General features: G+C 71.3%; 16 protein-coding genes. 10 read left to right on the forward strand and 6 right to left on the reverse strand.

Features of this window, described 5'->3' with window-relative positions; genetic code table 11:
- Window positions 1–8: 8 nt before the first annotated feature.
- On the reverse strand, window positions 9–728 hold the full coding sequence (locus tag KME79_RS25790) for a collagen-like protein (protein ID WP_219546697.1): 720 nt from the start codon (window positions 726–728) through the stop codon (window positions 9–11).
- Window positions 729–926: 198 nt separating this feature from the next.
- Between KME79_RS25790 and KME79_RS47100 the strand changes: the two genes are divergently transcribed.
- The 3 genes from KME79_RS47100 (at window position 927) to KME79_RS25805 (ending at window position 5,148) form a co-directional block, all read left to right on the forward strand.
- Window positions 927–2,945, forward strand: a complete 2,019-nt coding sequence (locus KME79_RS47100; protein WP_308249052.1) for an adenylate/guanylate cyclase domain-containing protein — start codon at window positions 927–929, stop codon at window positions 2,943–2,945.
- A gap of 34 nt (window positions 2,946–2,979) precedes the next feature.
- Window positions 2,980–3,642 carry a Crp/Fnr family transcriptional regulator gene (locus KME79_RS25800; protein WP_148035179.1) on the forward strand — a complete coding sequence of 221 codons (663 nt, stop codon included), beginning with the start codon at window positions 2,980–2,982 and terminating at the stop codon, window positions 3,640–3,642.
- Between the two features lie 66 nt (window positions 3,643–3,708).
- Window positions 3,709–5,148 carry an MFS transporter gene (locus KME79_RS25805; protein ID WP_148035180.1) on the forward strand — a complete coding sequence of 480 codons (1,440 nt, stop codon included), beginning with the start codon at window positions 3,709–3,711 and terminating at the stop codon, window positions 5,146–5,148.
- A 9-nt stretch (window positions 5,149–5,157) separates the two neighbouring features.
- On the opposite strand, the gene KME79_RS25810 is transcribed toward KME79_RS25805, so the two are convergent.
- Both KME79_RS25810 and KME79_RS25815 read right to left on the reverse strand, forming a co-directional pair.
- Window positions 5,158–7,029 (reverse strand): ABC transporter ATP-binding protein, encoded by a 1,872-nt coding sequence (locus tag KME79_RS25810; protein ID WP_219546699.1) that lies wholly within the window; start codon window positions 7,027–7,029, stop codon window positions 5,158–5,160.
- A 34-nt stretch (window positions 7,030–7,063) separates the two neighbouring features.
- A complete protein-coding gene (locus KME79_RS25815) occupies window positions 7,064–9,115 on the reverse strand; it encodes a PhoX family protein (protein ID WP_219546759.1) in 2,052 nt (683 codons plus the stop codon).
- Window positions 9,116–9,239: 124 nt separating this feature from the next.
- Here KME79_RS25815 and KME79_RS25820 point away from each other — a divergent pair, with 124 nt between their 5' ends.
- Complete coding sequence (locus tag KME79_RS25820) at window positions 9,240–9,677, forward strand: sterol carrier family protein (protein ID WP_148035182.1); 438 nt, start codon at window positions 9,240–9,242, stop codon at window positions 9,675–9,677.
- Here KME79_RS25820 and KME79_RS25825 read toward each other — a convergent pair.
- Window positions 9,674–10,942 (reverse strand): DUF4190 domain-containing protein, encoded by a 1,269-nt coding sequence (locus KME79_RS25825; RefSeq protein ID WP_219546700.1) that lies wholly within the window; start codon window positions 10,940–10,942, stop codon window positions 9,674–9,676. The genes KME79_RS25820 and KME79_RS25825 overlap by 4 nt on opposite strands.
- 587 nt (window positions 10,943–11,529) lie before the next feature.
- On the opposite strand from KME79_RS25825, the gene purF reads away from it, so the two are divergent.
- Both purF and purM read left to right on the forward strand, forming a co-directional pair.
- Window positions 11,530–12,966 carry an amidophosphoribosyltransferase gene (gene purF, locus KME79_RS25830; protein WP_219546760.1) on the forward strand — a complete coding sequence of 479 codons (1,437 nt, stop codon included), beginning with the start codon at window positions 11,530–11,532 and terminating at the stop codon, window positions 12,964–12,966.
- Entirely contained in the window at window positions 12,963–13,988 is a 1,026-nt protein-coding gene (gene purM, locus KME79_RS25835) for a phosphoribosylformylglycinamidine cyclo-ligase (RefSeq protein ID WP_219546701.1), read from the forward strand. Before purF ends, purM begins: the two co-directional genes overlap by 4 nt.
- Before the next feature lie 195 nt (window positions 13,989–14,183).
- On the opposite strand, the gene KME79_RS25840 is transcribed toward purM, so the two are convergent.
- Together KME79_RS25840 and KME79_RS47105 are read right to left on the reverse strand one after the other, a co-directional pair.
- On the reverse strand, window positions 14,184–14,405 hold the full coding sequence (locus tag KME79_RS25840; protein ID WP_148035186.1) for a DUF3073 domain-containing protein: 222 nt from the start codon (window positions 14,403–14,405) through the stop codon (window positions 14,184–14,186).
- Window positions 14,406–14,558: 153 nt separating this feature from the next.
- The gene (locus KME79_RS47105; protein WP_219546702.1) at window positions 14,559–15,638 is read right to left on the reverse strand and encodes a Leu/Phe/Val dehydrogenase; all 1,080 of its coding nucleotides are present in this window, start codon (window positions 15,636–15,638) and stop codon (window positions 14,559–14,561) included.
- Window positions 15,639–15,743: 105 nt separating this feature from the next.
- Here KME79_RS47105 and KME79_RS25850 point away from each other — a divergent pair, with 105 nt between their 5' ends.
- From KME79_RS25850 to KME79_RS25865, 4 genes are all read left to right on the forward strand, one after another.
- The gene (locus tag KME79_RS25850) at window positions 15,744–16,607 is read left to right on the forward strand and encodes a DUF8083 family protein (protein WP_148035188.1); all 864 of its coding nucleotides are present in this window, start codon (window positions 15,744–15,746) and stop codon (window positions 16,605–16,607) included.
- Between the two features lie 322 nt (window positions 16,608–16,929).
- Entirely contained in the window at window positions 16,930–17,133 is a 204-nt protein-coding gene (gene bldC, locus KME79_RS25855) for a developmental transcriptional regulator BldC (RefSeq protein WP_013133571.1), read from the forward strand.
- 397 nt (window positions 17,134–17,530) lie between these two features.
- A complete protein-coding gene (locus KME79_RS25860) occupies window positions 17,531–18,565 on the forward strand; it encodes a LacI family DNA-binding transcriptional regulator (RefSeq protein ID WP_261808923.1) in 1,035 nt (344 codons plus the stop codon).
- 121 nt (window positions 18,566–18,686) lie between these two features.
- Window positions 18,687–18,935: a hypothetical protein gene (locus KME79_RS25865; protein ID WP_148035189.1), complete on the forward strand. Its 249-nt coding sequence runs from the start codon at window positions 18,687–18,689 to the stop codon at window positions 18,933–18,935.
- Window positions 18,936–18,983: the final 48 nt, after the last annotated feature.

Genomic DNA, 18,983 nt, shown 5'->3' on the forward strand with positions numbered 1-18,983 from the left:
TCGGTGTGTCAGGAGCTCTTCTTCAGGCACACCACGTAGACGGTGCCGCTCGTCTGGCCCTGGCCCTGGATCGTGACGGTCCAGGTGCCGGAGCCGGTGGGGGCGCTGGCGATGACCTGCGTGCCCGAGCTGACGGCGAAGCCGCCGCCGGTCGCCAGGTCACCCTGGTTGCAGTTGGCGCTGGCGCCGCTGCGGGAGAACTGCTGGGTCTTGGTGTAGGTCGTGAAGCTGCCGCCGCCGTCCTTACCGTCCCTGCCCGGCTCGCCCTTCTCGCCCTTCGGGCCCGGGACGCCCTGCTTGCCCTGGGGACCCGCCGGCCCGGTGTCACCCTTGGGGCCCTGCTCGCCCTGCTCCCCCTTCGGGCCCTGCGGCCCGGCGTCGCCCTTCGGGCCCTGGGCGCCCTGCTTGCCCTGGGGGCCGCGCATGCCGCGCGGGCCCTGGGCGCCGGTGTCACCCTTGGGGCCCTGCGCCCCGGTGTCGCCCTTGGGACCGGACGTGACCGCGGTCTGGGTCACCGTCTCGCCACCGCCGATCTTCATCCGGATCTCGGCCGGCTTGCACTTGCCGGACGCGTTGATGATCCGGACGTACCGCGACTTCTTGTGCACGCAGGCCGTGACCTCGCCGGCCGCGGCGGCGGTGGTGGCGGAAGAGGCGGTGGCGGCGCCCCCCACGGTGAGAAGTGAGGCGGCCAGCGCGCCCACCGCGGCCACGCGCAGAATCTTCATCGAATGGTCCCTCTCAGATACGGATGTTGCTCATGGTTCTCACGCGTCAACCGTTCCAATGGATGACAGCTCTCACATAACGTGTCGATCACAAAACAGTGCGTGACAATATGTTCTGACGTTACTTGACCTGTCATGAAGGTTGATGCGCGTAAAAAGACGCATTGGCAGGCCCGGTCTCGCAGGGATAATCAGGGCGTGCCGACGCCCGAGCCTTACCTTCCTCCCGCCACCCAGCCGGTGCGCGGGGTCGTCTGGGTGATCCACCTCTCGCTGCCGCTGCTCGGGTTCTGGCTGCTGCTCGCGCAGCCGCACCTGAACGTCGAGTGGCAGCACAACCCCAGCCATTTCTGGATGATCGTGATCGTCGCCGGGCTGAACGTCGGGCTCGGCACGCTCATCAGCGAGGCCTCGCGCAAGCGGCAGGACGCCCGCTTGTTCCTGGTCTCCATGGTGTTCATCAGCAGCGCGGGCTTCTTCTTCCTGCACGGGCTGGCCACCCCGAAGGTGATCCTGCCCACCGGGTCGCTCGGCTTCGACCTGGGGCAGACGGTCGGGCTGACGATCGCCTCCGGGTTCGCGTTCGCCTCGGCGCTGCCGCTGGGCGAGCGGGCGGCCGGCCAGGTGTTCAGGGCGCAGCACGTGATCCGCGGCGTGCTCTTCGGGTTCATGGCGCTGTGGGGGCTGGCCTCGCTGGTCCCGGACGTGACGCCGCTCAGCCGGCCGCCGCTCACGGACCCGGTGGTCTGGGTGGTGTGGCTGTCGGTGCCGGGGCTGGCGCTCTACACGGCGGCCGCCGTGATGATGTTCGTGCTCCACCGGCGGCGGCCGTCGGCCATGCTGATCAGCCTGATCACGGCGTACGCGCTGCTGGCCGAGTGCATGATCGCCGGGATGCCGCAGCTCAACTGGCACCTGACCTGGTGGGAGTGGCACGTCCTGCTGACGTTCGCCTTCGGGTTCGTCGCCTACAGCGCCTACCTGCAGTTCAGGCGGGAGGGGTCGAGCGCGGGGCTGTTCGACTCGGTGGCGCTTTCGGCGACCGTGCGGCGCATCCAGCGCGACTACGACCGCGCGCTGGAGGAGCTGGTCGAGCACGTGCGGCGGGGCGAGCCGCTGGCCGCCTCCCGGCTGTCGGGCAAGTTCCGGCTGAGCGAGGGCCAGGCGGCGGTGCTCGACCGGGCGGGACGGGCCCTGGCCGACGAGCGGGAGCTGTCCGAGCGGCTGGGCGCGCTCGTCGACGTGAGCGCCCAGACCCGCGTCGGCCTGCCGGAGCAGGCGTTGCTGGCGGCGGCGCTGGACCGGGTCAGGCAGGCGTACGGTGACGTGCGGATCGGGCTGGTGTCCGACGGTCAGGCGCAGATCGGGTCGCGCTCGTACGAGTTCCCCGGCGACGTCCCCGTCAGGGGGGACGGCCGCATCGCCTTCCCGCTGACCGTCAAGAACCGGCTGGCCGGGGTGCTGGAGGTGCCGATCGGCCGCACCGAGCAGGACGAGGCGCTGGCCGCCACCCTGGCCGGGCAGCTGTCCATCTCGCTGGAGAACGCCCGCCTCTACAGCGAGCTGCACACGCTCTTCCGGCAGTACATGTCGCCCGACGTGGCGAACGCGCTGCTCGCCGACCCGGCCCAGGCCGAGCTGGGCGGCCAGGTCAAGGAGGTCACCGCGCTCTTCGCCGACCTGAAGGGGTTCACCTCGTTCTCCGAACGGGTCGCGCCGGGCGAGATCGTGGAGATGCTCAACCGCTACCACACGGCCGCGGTGCCGTGCGTCCTCTCCAACGGCGGCACGATCGTGCAGTTCGTCGGCGACGCGATGCTGGCCCTGTTCAACGCCCCGGCCACGCAGGAAGGGCACGCCAGGGCCGCCTGCGCGGCCGCGCTGGCGATGCAGCGGGCCGCCGCCGAGGTGGCCGAGGAGATGGCGTGGCGGCGGACCGGCCAGGAGCCGTGGCCGACGTTCCGGGTGGGGGTCAACACCGGGCCGGCGCTGGTGGGCAACATCGGCAGCCCTGAGCTGCGCGGTTTCAACGCGATGGGCGACTGCGTGAACGTCGCCTCCCGGCTGGAGTCGCTGGCCGAACCCGGCACGGTGGTGATCGGCTCGGCCACGCTCAAGGGTCTCGGCGACGGCGTGACCGTGCGGCCGCTGGGCAAGCTGAGCCTGAAGGGCAAGCAGGAACTCGTCGAGGCGTACGTTCTCACGTCAATGCGATAGCTACGACGCTCGTCGTACGGACATAATCGGGCGCATGAAGGCAGAGCCGGGCGAGTTCCTCTCCATGCTCACTGACGATGAGATCGAGGCCCTGCGCGCGGCCGGACGGCCGCGCAGGTGGGACCGCGGGGCGACGGTCATGTCGGAAGGCGACACATCTGACTGGGTGCTCGTGCTGACCGAGGGCCGGGTCAAGGTGTCCTCCCACACCAGCGGCGGCACTGAGGTGGTGCTGGCCGTGCGCGGGGCGGGCGGGCTGCTCGGGGACATGTCGAGCATCGACGGCTCGCCCCGCTCGGCCACGGTGACGGCGCTGGAGCCCATCTCCGGCATCGTCGTCCGCGACTTCCCCGGCTTCCTCCAGGAGCACGGGCGGATCGCGGTGCTGCTCATGCGGATGGTCACCGACCGGCTGCGCGACTCCGACCGCAAGCGCATCGAGTACGGCGCGTTCGACACCACGGGCCGGGTGGCGACCCGGCTGATCGAGCTGGCCGAGCGCTACGGCGAGAAGACCAACAGCGGGGTGCGGGTGGCGCTGCCGCTGTCGCAGGACGAGCTCGCCGGGTGGACGGGCGCGTCCAGGGAGGCGGTCAGCAAGGCGCTGCGCACGTTACGCGACCGCGGGCTGATCGAGACCGGGCGGCGCCGGGTGGTCATCCACGACCTGGAGGGACTGCGCAAACGCGCTCGGTGAACAGAATTCTAGAATATCCCTCACCCAGCTGACCGCAGACGTACGTCGTACGTCATAGTGGAAGGCATGGTCGCCGTCTCCCCCGATCAGGCCCGGTTACGTTACGCGTGGCGTGTGTGCTCGGTCACCAGTCTGGGGCTGATCCTCATCGGCATGGCCGGCAGCACGCTCAACGTGGCGCTCCCCACCGTCGTGCGCCACTTCCACGCCACCCCGTTCCAGTCGGGGTGGATCCTGCTGGCCTTCCTCCTGACCAACACCGCGAGCCTGATGTTCTTCGGCCGGGTCGCCGACCTGCTCGGCCGGCGGGAGGTCTATCTGGCCGGGTTCGCCCTGTTCACCCTGGCCTCGCTGCTGGCCGGGTTCTCGCCGGACGTGTGGTTCCTGGTCGCCATGCGGGTGCTGCAGGCCGTGGGCGCGGCCATGATCCTGGCCAACGGCACCGTCATCATCACCGAGGCCTTCCCGCCCGACCGGCTGAGCCAGGGCATGGGCGTCTACATGGGCACCCTGTCGGTGGCCCAGCTCGCCGGGCCCACGCTGGGCGGGCTGATCGCGTCCACCGCGGGCTGGCAGTGGATCTTCTGGGTCAACGTGCCCGCCGGGCTGGCCGCGGTCGTCTGGGGCGCGGTCACGCTGCGCAAGATGCCGCGCGGGCCCCGGCGCCCGGTGGACGCGCTGGGCAACGCGCTGGTGTTCGCGGCCCTGTCGGCGGTGCTGCTGGCCCTGTCGGAGGCCGGGTCGGGCGGGCTGACCAGCCCGGTGGTGCTGGCCGGGGCCGGCGTGTTCGCGTTGCTGGTGCCGCTGATCGTGATCGTGGAGCGGCGGGCCGCCCACCCGGTGCTCGACCTGCGCCTGTTCGGCGGGCGGATGCTGGCTTGCGCGAACCTGGCCTCCTTCTGCAACGCGGTCGCCAGGGCCTCGCTGATCCTCGTGGTGGCGCTCTACTTCCAGGCGGCCCGAGGGCTCGGCCCCTTCGAGGCCGGGCTGAGCGTGCTGCCTGTGCCGGTGGGCATGGGGCTGGCCTCGCCGATCGTGGGCGCGCTCGGGCGCAGGGTGTCGCCGTACGCGCTGAGCATCGGCGGGGCCCTGATGAGCTCCGCCGGGCTCGGCGCGCTCCTGCTGGCGACCGACCCTGGCACCCCGTACTGGGTGATCGGGCTCGGGCTGTTCGTGGCCGGCTGCGGCAGCGGGACCTTCCTGACCGGCAACACCACGCAGGTGATGGGCGCGCTGCCGAGCGGGAGCCTGGGCGTGGTGAACGGGTTCCGGCTCATGGTGATGAACGTCGGCGTGGTGCTCAGCGTCGGGCTGTCGCTGAGCGTGCTCGGCAGCGCCGTCGGACCCGAGGTCCGGGCCCAGGTGTACGCCGGGACGCTGTCGCGGCTCTCACCGGTGGCGCTCGACCAGCTCATGGCCGGCTTCCAGCGGACGTACGCGGTGCTGTTCGCGGTCGCCCTGGCCGGCGCCGCCCTGGCCGCCCTGGCCCGCTCCCCCCGCCGCTGAGCCGCGGGCTCACACGGCGACGACGGGCTCGGCGAACTGGGTGCGGTACAGCTCCTCGTAGCGGCCGCCGGCGGCGAGCAGCTCGGCGTGCGTGCCGCGCTCGGCCACCCGGCCGTCCTCGATGACCAGGATGACGTCGGCGGCGCGGATCGTGGACAGCCGGTGCGCGATCACCACCGCGGTGCGCCCGTCGAGCGCCTCGGCCAGGGCCTCCTGCACGGCCGCCTCGTTGGTGGAGTCGAGCGCGGCCGTGGCCTCGTCCAGGATGACCACCCGCGACCCGGCCAGCAGCAGCCGGGCGATCGTCAGCCGCTGGCGCTCGCCTCCCGACAGCCGGTAGCCGCGCTCGCCCACGACCGTGTCCAGCCGGTCGGGCAGGGACTCGATCAGGTCGCCGAGCCTGGCCCGGCGCAGCGCGTCCCACAGCTCCTCCTCGGCGGCGTCCGGCCGGACGAACAGCAGGTTGTTCCTGATCGTGTCGTGGAACAGGTGACCGTCCTGGGTGACCATGCCGAGCGTCCCCCTGATGGAGTCGGCGGCCAGGTCGCGCACGTCCACGCCGCCGATCCGCACCGCGCCCGCGTCCACGTCGTACAGCCGCGGGATGAGCTGGGCGATCGTCGACTTGCCCGCGCCCGACGAGCCCACCAGGGCGACCGTCTGGCCGGGCGCGGCGGTGAAGGAGACGCCGTGCAGCACCTCGACGCCGCCGCGGGTGTCGAGCGCGGCCACCTCCTCCAGCGAGGCGAGCGACACCTTGTCCGCCGACGGGTACGCGAAGCGCACGTCGTCGAACTCGATCGACACCGGCCCTTCGGGCACGGCCCGCGCGTCCGGTTTTTCCTTGATCAGCGGCTCCAGGTCGAGCACCTCGAAGACGCGCTCGAAGCTGACCAGCGCGCTCATCACGTCCACCCGGGCGCTGGCCAGGGCGGTCAGCGGCGAGTAGAGCCGGGTGATCAGCAGTGCCAGCGCCACCACCGAGCCCGCGTCCAGCCGCCCGGCCAGCGCGTAGAAGCCGCCCAGCCCGTAGACCAGCGCCAGGGCCAGCGACGAGACCAGCGTCAGCGCGGTGATGAACGCCGACTGGGTCATGGCCGTGCGCACCCCGATGTCGCGCACCCGCCCGGCCCGCGCCGCGAACTCGGCCGACTCCCTGACAGGCCGGCCGAACAGCTTCACCAGCGTCGCCCCCGGCGCCGAGAACCGCTCGGTCATCTGGGATCCCATGGCCGCGTTGTGGTCGGCGGCCTCGCGCCGCAGCCGGGCGATCCTGGTGCCCATCCGGCGGGCGGGCAGCACGAACACCGGGAGCAGCAGCAGCGCCAGCAGCGTGATCTGCCACGACAGCGAGATCATGACGGTGATCGCCAGCACCAGCGTCACCACGTTGCCCACGACGCCGGAGAGCGTGTCGGTGAACGCCCGCTGCGCCCCGATCACGTCGTTGTTCAGCCTGCTCACCAGCGCGCCCGTACGCGTCCTGGTGAAGAACGCGACGGGCATGCGCTGCACGTGGTCGAAGACCGCCGTGCGCAGGTCCAGGATCAGGCCCTCGCCGAGGCCGGCCGACAGCCAGCGGGCCACCAGCCCCAGCCCCGCCTCGGCCAGGGCCAGACCGGCGATCAGGCCCGCCAGGCCGACCACCACGCCCACCGGCTCGCCCGCGCCGATCGCGTCGAGCACCCGGCCGGCCAGCACCGGCGGGGCCACCGCCAGCGCCGCCATCACCACGCTCAGGCCCAGGAACAGCGTCAGTTTCCGGCGGTGCGGACGGGCGAACCCCCACACACGGCGGAGCGTCGCCTTCGAGATCTGGCGACGCTCCGGTTCGTTGTTGAGTGAATACAGCTGATGCCAGGCAGTCACTTCCATGCTCATGGCATGGAGGCTAAAACCTGAACCTCTCTTTAGGTCAAGCGCCGATCTTCTTGCCGCGCTCGTGCCAGACCACGGCCACCGACGGCCGCGGCTGGCTGCCCTCGCCGTCGGGCCAGCGGCTGGCGGGCCGGTCGGGCGTCGCGCCGTCAGCCTCGCCGGGGTGCTGCACCGCGACCCACACGCTGAGCTGGTCGTCGCTGATCAGCGGGCCGCAGGTCTCCGCGGCGACCGGCACGGTGAGGAACTGGCGTACGTAACCGCGCTCCTTGCCCTTGACCGGCATCACGAACAGGCCGTCGTTGGTGCCGAGGGCGTTGCCGTCAGTGGAGATCCACAGGTTGCCGTCGGGGTCGAAGGCCAGGTTGTCCGGGCAGGAGATCGGCGACACCTTGGTCTTGTCGAACCCGGCGAAGTAGGTCGAGGGGTCGTCCGGGTCGCCGCAGACCAGCGGGACCGACCAGGAGAACTTCTTGGCCGCCGCGTCGTCGCGCTGCTCGATCAGCTCCACCACGTGGCCGTGCTTGTTGGCGGCCCGCGGGTTGGCCTCGTCCACCTGGGCCGGGGTGCGGTTGGAGTTGTTGGTCAGCGCGATGTAGACGCCGCCGGTGACGGGGTTGCGCTCCATGTCCTCGGGGCGGTCCATCTTGGTGGCCGACACCTTGTCGGCGGCGGCGCGGGTGTAGACCAGCACCTCCGCGGCGGTCATGCCCTCGACGAACGACCTGTCGCCGCTCACCAGCGGGATCCACTCGCCCGAGCCGTCGAAGGCGCCGTCCGACGGCAGCTTGCCCGAGCCGTCGAGCTCCTCCTTCGGGCTGTCGCCGGTGAACCTGGCGACGTACAGCGTGCCCTCGTCCAGCAGGGTGCGGTTGTGCCGGTCGTGGCCCTTGATGTAGCGGCGCTTGGAGACGAACTTGTAGACGTACTCGAAGCGCGAGTCGTCGCCCATGTAGGCGACCAGGCGGCCGTCACGGGAGATCGTCGTCGTCGCGGCCTCGTGGGCGAAGCGGCCCAGCGCGGTCCGCTTGATCGGGGTCGAGTCCGGGTCGAACGGGTCGATCTCCACGATCCAGCCGAACCGGTTGACCTCGTTCGGGTGCTTCTCCAGGTCGAACCGCTCCTCGATCCGGTCGAACCGGCGGCCCGCGGTGCCCGACGGGATGCTGTAGCGGGTGATGTACGGCTTCTGCGCCTCGGGGACCTTGTCACCGTTGACGAAGTACTGGTTGAAGTTCTCCTCGGCGGTCAGCACCGTGCCCCACGGGGTGGTGCCGCCGGCGCAGTTGTTGAGCATGCCGACCGGCTTGACGCCCTTGGGGTCGGCGGCCGTCTTCAGCAGGTCGCTGCCGGCGGCCGGACCGGAGAACCGCATCGGCGTCGACACCGTGATCCGCCGGTTGTAGCGGCGGCGCCCGTTGGTGACGAGCTTCCACTCGCCCGTGTTGCGGACCCGCTCCACCTCGACGACCGAGCCGCCGTGGGCCGCCATCGCGATCCTGATCTGCTCCTCGGTGGCCGCCGTCCCGTCGGTGTAACCGCGGAACATCAGGTTCTCGTCGGTGTACTCGTGGTTCACCCACAGCAGCCCGCGGTTGCGGTTCATCTCGAAGAGCGTGACGTAGTCACAGTTGTAGCCGAACTGCATGGCCTGCGCCTCGGCCGTCTGGTTGTCGAAGTCGAACGCGGGCGCGCCCGGCAGCACCGGGTCACCCCAGCGCACCACCGCCGACGACCTGTACCCCTTGGGCACGGTCAGCGCGTCAGCCTTGTTGGGCGCCACCGGCTCGAAGCCGAGCCCGCCCTTGCCACGCGGGGGGCCGGACCTGCCCGGGTCGGCCATCGCCGGGGCCGCCCCCATCGTCACGCCGGCGCCGGCCACCAGCGCGCCCAGCGCACCGGCGCGCAGCACGCCCCGGCGGGACAGCGCCTGCTCGGCCACCTCGCCGAAGTACGGGTTGCCGCTGGTGTTGGCCACGTCGTGCGCGCACTGGTTGCCGCATCGGAACTGACAGGTCATCGCGGATCGGCCACCCTTGTGCGGGGTGGAAAGCAGCGGCAGCAGCCGGCGCGGCGACAGGTTCGCCACAGGGTCCTCCAAGGTTGCACGGTTCTCCCGCCGGGACGTTACGGTCACCGCACCAACCCGAGATGAACGAACGCCACCGCCTCGATGAACGCTTTACCGTCGCCCGTCAGAGGACAATGGGGCGGTGCCACCACGCAGAATCGACCCCGAGAAGCTGAGATCCGCCCTCGACGACCAGCTCGTCGCGCTCGACCGGCCGCCCTACGACGGGCCCGCCGACGCCCTCACGGGGGCGCTCGTCGCCGCCGTGCTCGCCGCCTACGACCGCGGCCTCCAGCCCGAGCGCTCAGCGGCCCGCCTGGTCGTGCGTCACCTGCTCGACCGGCTCGTCACCGCCGCGCCCGGCCGCACCGTCGAGGTCCGCGTCCCCCCGTACGCTGCCGTCCAGGCGATCGCCGGCCCCCGCCACACCCGCGGCACCCCGCCCAACGTCGTCGAGACCGACCCGCGCACCTGGATCGAGCTGGCCACCGGCCGCCTCACCTGGGCGGAAGCGGTGGCCGCCGGCACCGTCTCGGCCAGCGGCGCCCGCGCCGACCTGTCAGCCCACCTGCCGGTCTAGCGCGGGCCCCGCATCCACGGGATCCGCTCCTCGAAGCACCGGTCCGCGAGGCCCTGGGGCAACCGGCCGCAATCCTGCACGATGTCCCAGAACCAGAGGGACACCGCGCCGAACACCACCAACGCCAGCACGCTGAAGGCGATCCCGGTGATCGCCCTGCCCTTGCCCACCCGCCGGACCAGCGCCACGATGCCGAACACGATCGACAGGATCGCCGTGAGCAGGCCGATGAAGCACACGAACACCAGGAACGGGCTCGCCACCCCGAGCACCAGCGACGCGGTCGCCAGCCCGCTCCCCGGCTGCGCGGCCTGCCACTCGCCGTACCCCGGTCCCCCACCCGGCGGCCCCCCGTACGGACTCGACGGCGACGTCCCCGGCACAGGCCGCTGCTCCCCGTACGGCCCACCCCCGGCTCCCCCGTACGGCGACGGCCCCCCATACGGCGACGCCGGCCCTCCATAAGGCGACGCCCCACCCTCAGGTCTCCCGTAGGGCGACTCCCCACCCTCCGGCCTGCCATAAGGCGGCTCCGTGCCCTCCGGCCCCCCGTGAGGCGGCGCTCCGCGCTCCGGCCCGCCGGGCGGCTCGGGGGCTCCTTCTGCAGTTCCTTCGTGTGGTGGGGTGGCTCCGGGGGCGGTGGGTCGGCCCTCGGAGGGCGGACGGTCGCCGGTGGGTTCTCCGCTCTCGGGATGCTTTCCGCTGTCGGCGAAGGCCCCGCGGCCTTCGCCGTGCGCCCAGTACGGCGGTTGCTCGGTCCCGCGTGGGCCCGGCCCCTCGCCGGTGGCGGGGCGCTGTCCGGGAGCTGCACCGGCTTCGCCCTCGGGCCAGTCCTCGCCGTACCTGGGAGTGTCATCGGGCGGCGGGACACGGTGGGCGCCGTAGGCCTGCGGACCGCTGCTGGGCTGCTGACGGTGCGCGCCGTAGGACTCGCCTTCCGAACGACCCGGACGCGCGCCTTGAGGCTCGTCTCCTTCCGGCCGGCCGGGACGGGGGACGTCGGGACCGCTCTCGTACGGAGGTTCGGCGAACGGCAGGGGCTCACCCGTGGAGGGCTCCTCGAAGCGGGACGGGGTGCGGCCCTCGGGCTCCTCGTAGCGGGACGGGGGCCGGGCACCGGGGGTGGTGGGCCGGTCCTCGGAGGTGCCCTCCCAGCCGGGGTACGGCGGAGTGCCGCCGGGGGTGGGATAGGCGCGGCCCTTGTCGTCGTCCCGGGGCGGGACCTCGAACACCGCCGTCCGCTCGGCGTCACTCTCGTCGGGCACCTGGGCGGGTGGCGGCGTCTCCGGTGATTCGGGCAGGTCCGGATGCCGCGGCTCCCCAGGCCCTCCCCCGGGCGCCGGCCCCGGAGATGGTTCCCCAGGAACGGGGCCCGGAGAGGGTTCAGGTTCCACGGGACCCGGACCGGGCGAGGGTTCAGGTTCCACGGGACCCGGACCGGGCGAGGGTTCAGGTTCTATGGGACCCGGTTCGGGGCGGGAGGGCCGGTCGGGTTCGGGCACGACGGGAGGCTTAGGAGCGAGAGGTTCCTCACCCTCACCGGGCTCCTCCGTCCGGCCGCCGTCATCGCCGGCGGCCCCCTGAGGACGCTCGTCCGCGGGGTCATCCGGGGCGCCTTCGGCCCACCAGGGGCGGTCCGGTTCGGGGTGGTCGTTCGGGTCGCCAGGTGTGGTCACGTTCCGCTCTCCCGACGGGGTCTGCATGCCGGATACTTCACCTTTTCGCAGGAGCGGCACTTGAAACCTGACGACACGGGTAACCCCCCGGTCATCTTCCGTACAAACGGGCACGGTCCGGCGAGGACGTACCCCGGGTGCGCGAGCACGAAGCCGGCCGACCTAGACTGAACTACGTGCTGAAGGGCGACGGCCGGCTCGGCCATGACCTGGACCCCGACGACCGCGCGCCGAAAGACGCCTGCGGCGTGTTCGGCGTCTGGGCGCCAGGCGAGGAAGTGTCCAAACTCACCTACTACGGGCTGTACGCGTTGCAGCACCGCGGCCAGGAGTCCGCGGGCATCGCGGTCAGCGAGGGCAGCCGCATCCTCGTCTACAAGGACATGGGCCTGGTGGCCCAGGTCTTCGACGAGTCCGTGCTCGGCACCCTCCGCGGCCACCTGGCCATCGGCCACTGCCGCTACTCCACGACCGGTTCCAGCGTGTGGGAGAACGCTCAGCCCACGCTGAGCTCGACCGACGTGGGCGGGCTCGCGCTGGCCCACAACGGCAACCTGATCAACACCCCGGCGCTGGCCGAGCGTCTGGAGCCGGGCACGACCCGGGCGACCACCGACACCGACGTGCTCACCACGCTCCTCGCGCAGGACCGCAGCCGGTCCGTCGAGGACGCCGCCGCCGAGCTGCTGCCGCAGGTCAAGGGCGCGTACTCACTGGTGTTCATGGACGAGACGACGCTCTACGCCGCGCGCGACCCGCAGGGCATCCGCCCGCTCGTGCTCGGCAGGCTGGAGCGCGGCTGGGCGGTGGCGTCGGAGACGGCGGCGCTCGACATCGTCGGCGCCACGTTCGTCCGCGAGATCGAGCCGGGCGAGCTGCTCACGATCGACGAGCGCGGCGTCCGCTCGCGCAGGTTCGCGCTGGCGGAGCCCAAGGGCTGCCTGTTCGAGTACGTCTACCTCGCCCGCCCCGACACGACCATCGCCGGGCGCGGCGTGCAGGTCACCCGGGTCGAGGTGGGCCGGGTGCTGGCCCGCGAGCATCCGGTCGAGGCCGACCTGGTGATCCCGACGCCCGAGTCCGGCACCCCCGCCGCCGTGGGCTACGCCCAGGAGAGCGGCATCCCCTACGGCCAGGGCCTGGTGAAGAACTCCTACGTCGGCCGCACGTTCATCCAGCCGTCGCAGACGATCCGCCAGCGCGGCATCCGGCTCAAGCTCAACCCGCTGCGCGAGGTCGTCGAGGGCAAGCGCCTGGTCGTGGTCGACGACTCGATCGTGCGCGGCAACACCCAGCGGGCCATCGTGAAGATGCTGCGGGAGGCCGGCGCGAGCGAGGTGCACGTACGGATCTCGTCGCCGCCGGTCGCGTGGCCGTGCTTCTACGGCATCGACTTCGCCACCCGCGCCGAGCTGATCGCCGGCTCGCTGTCGGTGGAGGAGATCCGGGCCTCGCTCGGCGCCGACTCGCTCGGCTACATCTCGCTCGAAGGGCTCACCAAGGCCACCACGATCCCCGCCGAGCGGCTCTGCCGGGCCTGCTTCGACGGCTCCTACCCGATCCCGATCGACGAAGACAACGTCGGCAAGTTCGTCCTGGAGAGCAAGGCGTGACCACCTACGAGGCCGCGGGCGTCGACATCGAGGCGGGCGAGCGCGCGGTCGCGCTGATGAAGGACAAGGTGGCCCGCTCGCGCCGCCCGGAGGTGGTCGACGACGCCAGCGGCTTCGCCGGGCTGTTCGACGCGTCGGCGCTGCTGCGTTACCGGCGTCCGCTGCTGGCCACGTCGACCGACGGGGTCGGCACCAAGGTCATGATCGCGCAGCGCTACGGCAAGCACGACACGATCGGCGTCGACCTGGTCGGCATGGTCCTCGACGACCTGGTGGTGTGCGGGGCCGAGCCGCTGTTCATGACCGACTACATCGCCTGCGGCAAGGTCGTGCCCGAGCGGGTCGCGGAGATCGTCGGCGGGGTGGCCGAGGGCTGCCGGCTGGCGGGCGCGGCGCTGGTGGGCGGCGAGACGGCCGAGCACCCCGGCGCGATGGGGCCCGACGAGTACGACCTGGCGGGCGCCGGCACGGGCGTCGTCGAGGCCGACGCGATGCTCGGTCCCGACCGGGTCCGCGAGGGCGACGTGGTGCTGGGGCTGGCGTCGTCGGGCGTCCACTCCAACGGCTACTCGCTGGTGCGCCACGTGCTCAGGCTGGCCGACCTCTCCCTCGACGCGGAGCTGCCCGAGCTGGGCCGGCCGCTGGGCGAGGAGCTCCTGGAGCCGACGCGCATCTACTCGCTCGACTGCCTGGAGCTGGCCCGCACGGTCGAGGTGCACGCCTACGCGCACATCACCGGCGGCGGGCTGGAGGGCAACGTGTCCCGCTCGCTGCCCGGCCATCTGGACGCGGTGCTCGACCGCTCGTCGTGGACTCCTCCGGCGATCTTCCAGGTGCTGGCGGGCCACGGCCGCATCGCGCAGGCCGACCTCGACCGTACGTTCAACCTGGGCGTCGGGATGGCGGCGATCGTTCCGGCGGAGGTCGCCGACGAGGCGGTCCGCCTGCTGGAAGGGCGCGGGCTGCCCGCGTGGGTGCTGGGCGAGGTCGTGCCCGGCGAGGGCCGCGCCCGCTACCGCTGAACAGCTTCCGGTGTGCCGGGCGCTACCGGTTGATCGCGCCCGGCCATCCCGTGTCGCCGGACACGTACACCTCTCACCCGGCACGACGCGAGCGTGACGAAGCCCCACGGGTGGCCCGTGGGGCTTGCGCGCTTCGGGCTGGGCGCCCGGCGGATGCCGGGCACTCGCCACGGTCAACGGGAAGAGTGAGAACGGCTAGCGGCGGCCGGACGATCGTCCGCCGTCGTCGTCTCCGTAGTCGTCGGCGTAATCGGCATAGCGATCCGCCAGCTCGTCGTTGAGGTCGTCGGCGTCGTCGTTGCTGGAGTCTCCGACCCCGAGTTCGTCGCGAAGTCGGTCGAGATCCGTGCCACCGCTGTTGTACTTCAGCTGGCGAGCAACCTTGACCTGCTTGGCCTTTGCTCGGCCGCGCCCCATTGGCTCGACCCCCTCGTGTGGGGTCGTCTCCCGACCCCTCGTCGCTAACGCACCACACGCTGACGCCGCCCTTGCATCGGGCGTCAGCCTATCGTTCGCCTATTACCGTACCTGTTTTGTGCCCAGCTCGGTACGTCGTATGAGCGCGGGGCGTCAGCGCCCTAGCCAAATGCCCCTAATCCGCCCGACTTCCGACATTCTGCGCTCTGCCAGCCTATCCGCTGCCACCGCCGGGGGTACGCCTTCCTCCGACGCGATCGCGAAGATCTTCAGGGTCGTGTCGTAGATCCCCATCGCCTTGGCGCGGGCGCGCTCCATGTCGAAGCCGCCGATCTCGTCGGACACCTGGATCACGCCGCCGGAGTTGACGACGTAGTCGGGCGCGTAGAGGATGCCGCGCTCGTCGAGCTGCTTCTCCACGCCGGAGTGGGCGAGCTGGTTGTTGGCCGCGCCGCAGACGACCTTGGCGCGCAGCGTGGACACCGTGGCGTCGTCGAGCGCGCCGCCCAGCGCGCACGGCGCGAACACGTCGATGTCCGCCGCGGTCAGCTCCCGCGCGTCGGCGACCACGTCGACCTCGGGGTGGAGCCGCTTGACGCGGTCGATCGCCCGCTCGCTGACGTCGCAGATCACCACGTCGGCGCCGTCGTCGCGGAGCAGGCTGACCAGGCGGTGGCCGACCTTGCCGACGCCCTCGACGCCGACCCGCCTGCCGCGCAGCGTCGGGGCGCCGAACACCCGCTCGGCCGAGGCGCGCATGCCCTGGAAGACGCCGAACGCCGTCAGGATGGAGGAGTCGCCGGCGCCGCCGTGGGCGACGGTGCGGCCCACGACGAAGCGGGACTCGCGGGCGATGAGGTCCATGTCCTCGCTGTAGGTGCCGACGTCGCAGGCCGTGATGTAGCGGCCGCCGAGCGACTCGACGAAGCGCCCGTACGCGCGCAGCAGCGGCTCGCTCTTGTCGCGGGCGGGATCGCCGATGATGACGGCCTTGCCGCCGCCGAGGTCGAGGCCGGCCAGCGCGTTCTTGTAGGCCATGCCCTTGGCGAGGTTGAGCACGTCGGCCAGGGCGGCCTGCTCGCTCTCGTACGGGTAGAACCTGGTGCCCCCGAGAGCGGGGCCGAGTGCGGTGTTGTGGATGGCGATGATGGCGCGAAGGCCGCTCTGCTCGTCGGCGCAGAAGACGACCTGCTCGTGAACGTCCTTGTGGGACGCACCGAAGACGTCGGTCACGGTAGTGACTCCCTGTCCGGTCCGCCGCCCCTTCGCGGCGGAGATCACTCAAGCGTAGTCGGCACGACGATGCACGGCGGGTTGGCTTCATGACACGATGCCTCCGTGCTGCCCTATGCCGCCTACCTCCGCGTCTATGAGCCGCTGACCGCGTTCTCCGAATCCGAGCGCAAGGTCTGGGCCGACTATGCCGATTCTCGCGACCGTCCGCGCCGGGCCAACGCGCTCCAAGCCGAGCACGGGGAGTCGGTCAGGCGCCTGCTTGGCATGCCTCCTCAAGTCGTACCCGCGCAGGAGAGCCCCAACGCCTACCTGCGGCGTGTCGAGGACCGTCTGTACGTCTGCCCCTGGCAGACCCGGTTGCGCTCGTGGCTGGCCTTCTCAAGGCTGCGGGGAAGCGTCCCTGTGAAGCTGATGGACCGGTTCGTCCCGAATGCCATCGCCGAGCAGACGGCCGACGACTTCGACCGCTACAAGCGCGGCGCCGGTTCGGACGCGCTGCGCACCCACATCCGCACCACGGCCTGGCACGTGCCACCCTCGTGGTTCGTGCCGTTCGACGGCAACGAGCGCTGGCTGGTGCTCGGCGCCTCCGTGCCCGGACAGGACGTGACGACCGCCACCGGGCGCAACCTCATCTACGTCACGTCCATGGCCCAGGCCAGGAGGCGGGCCGCGCGGGCGCTGCAGGTGCTGCGGCGCAACCTCGGCGACACCGCGCCCAACTTCGACGTGGAGGACGTGGCGCGGTGGCTGGAGGAGTTCCACCCCCACTCGCTGGTGGAGCTCGACTACGGCGGCCTGGTGCACCTGATGAACGACGAGGCGCTGCAGGCCGACCAGTCGGTGGCGGAGCTTTCCGCGGCCCTGACGGGGCTGGACACGGGTCAAGAAGAGCTTGCCTATGCCATGTACCAGAGGGTCATCCTTCGCTGGAAGTCAATGCAACTCCTGGAATCTTCCAACTGAACCCCAATACGACCGTCTGACCTGCATGAGTAGGTCATGAGTCGCGGCTGCTCACTTCTGCGAACTGAGTAGTTTGCCGTTTTCACTGCGATACCACGAAACGTGTCGCTAGAATCACCGAGCGTGACATCGCCGCAGGGGCGGGCAGTTGGGTCAAAGAAGGGCTCGCCAATCGCTCTGCGTGGCGGTATGGTCACATCGGGTGATGCCGTATATGGCCCAGAAAAGCCGCACGCTCTGGGTCATAGAGGGACATCCGTGACACGCGCAAAGGCAGTCGCAGGATCGCGAAGCCGGTCCACACGGAGGAGAGGCCGCACAAATGTCAGCTCGTACACCCGAGGCCGAGCCGCTGCTCACGCCCGCCGAGGTCGCCACCATGTTCCGGGTCGACCCCAAGACCGTCACCCGGTGGGCCAAGGCGGGCAAGTTGACGTCGATCCGCACCCTCGGCGGTCACCGGCGCTACCGGGAGACCGAGGTTCGCGCACTGCTGGCGGGGATTCCGCAGCAGCGCTCGGAGTGAGACCAGGGTCGTCACCAACCTCAGGGGGGTTCTCACGGTGGGCCAGGTCGGCGTGGCCCGGTCCACCCCAGTGACGACTCGGACGTCATCCAGGGGAGTTGGCGCCGCCCGCCCGGCGCCATCCTTCCCCGGTTTCCTTCCCACGCCGCCCACGCCGCCCGCGCCGCCCGCCGAGGCGCGCGGACCCATGCGCGACTGAGCGTCGCGCGGTCGAAACGCAGTCGTCGCACGCCGTCGAGCTTCTGAACGCTCCGGCCTCATCCCTTGCCGACCTGCGGACATCCGGGCAATGACGGGCTTCCGGAACCCAGGCCGTACCCTGCGGCGAACTCGATCGTTTGGTGGTACAGGTGCCCCAACATCCGCATCGCGGGGGAGACACATGCCAGGACCGCCAGTGAAGTCATCGACCATCACCGAGCTGAGAGAGGTAGACGCGCTGCCTCGACCAAGGCCCACCATCCGCAACGTCGCCGAGCGAGCCGGCGTCTCGAAATCGCTGGTCTCACTCGTGCTGCGCGGATCCCCGCACGTGAGCGAGCACCGGCGCCAGGCCGTGCTGCAGGCGGCCCGTGAACTCGGCTACCGGCCGAACGCCGTCGCGCGCAGCCTCGTGGAAGGCCGCACGCACCTCGTCGGCGCACTCGTCGCCGACCTGCACAACCCGTTCTACGCCGAGTTCCTCGACGGCCTGCAGGAGAGCCTGCACGGCGACGGGTTGCGCATGCTGATCGGCAACAGCCAGTGGGACCCGGCGTTCGAGGACGAGGCCGTGGAGGCCTTCCTGGAACTCCGGGTCGACGGGCTGGTGCTCTTAGGCATCGCGCCCACCAGCGAAACCCTGATCGAGGCGACCTCGTACACCCCGACGGTGGTCGTCGGGGAACGTGACATCGAGCTCGACGGCGTCGACATCGTGGTCGACGACGACCAGCACGGCGCGCGCCTGGCGATCGACCACCTGGTCGCGGCCGGGCACAAGCGCATCGCGCACATCGAGGGCCCGCGCCCCTCCCGCTGCGAGGGCTACCTCGTGGCCATGCGCAGGCACTCGCTGGCGCCCTACATCATGGTCGAGGCGGCGGACGCCTCGGAGGACGGCGGCAGGACGGCGGCACTCGCCCTGCTGACCCGCGAACCGAGGCCCACCGCCATCTTCGCCGCCAACGACGTGGTCGCGCTCGGCGTGCTGATCGCCGCGGCCGAGCTCGGCCTGCGGGTGCCGGAAGACCTCTCGGTGATCGGCTACGACAACACCCACCTGGCGGCGTCGGACCACATCTCCCTGACCTCGGTCGACCAGCCCCGCCGCGCGATGGGGCGGACGGCCGCGGCGCTGCTGAGCGATCGCATCTCCGAGCCGGCCAAGGCCGCCCGGCTACGCGAGGTGACACCGGAGCTGATCGTGCGGCGTAGCACAGGTCCTGCCTAAGAGGATGTCAAAGGTCGGTCAACACGCTCCGTGACGCCCCGCCCGGCGGTTAACTCGCCAGGGTCATGCTAATTGTGGCCGGACTTGCGGTCCGGCCACGATCTGATCCGGGGGGACAGCCATGCGTGATCCGGAACTGGTGTCGTGCGCCCAGCGTGCCGCGGCCGAGCTCGAGCGCGCCTGGGCGCAGTGGCGCGCCGGGCGGGGCCGGGGCACCGACGTCGGCGTGGAGTCCGTCGCCAGCTACGTCGCCCACTCGCTCGACCACCCGTGGGGCCGGCCCCGCGTCGTCCTCGGCCTGGACGCCGAGGACGCGCGGGAGCTGGCCGCCCTCCTCCAGCGTCAGGAGGTCGGCGAGCACGTGTGGTGAGCGGGTTCGCGGCGTTCCGCACCCCGCGGACGAGGTTGCCGTAAGTTG

Origin of the sequence: Nonomuraea harbinensis, from assembly GCF_019396385.1 — a bacterium.
Lineage (GTDB): Bacteria > Actinomycetota > Actinomycetes > Streptosporangiales > Streptosporangiaceae > Nonomuraea > Nonomuraea ferruginea.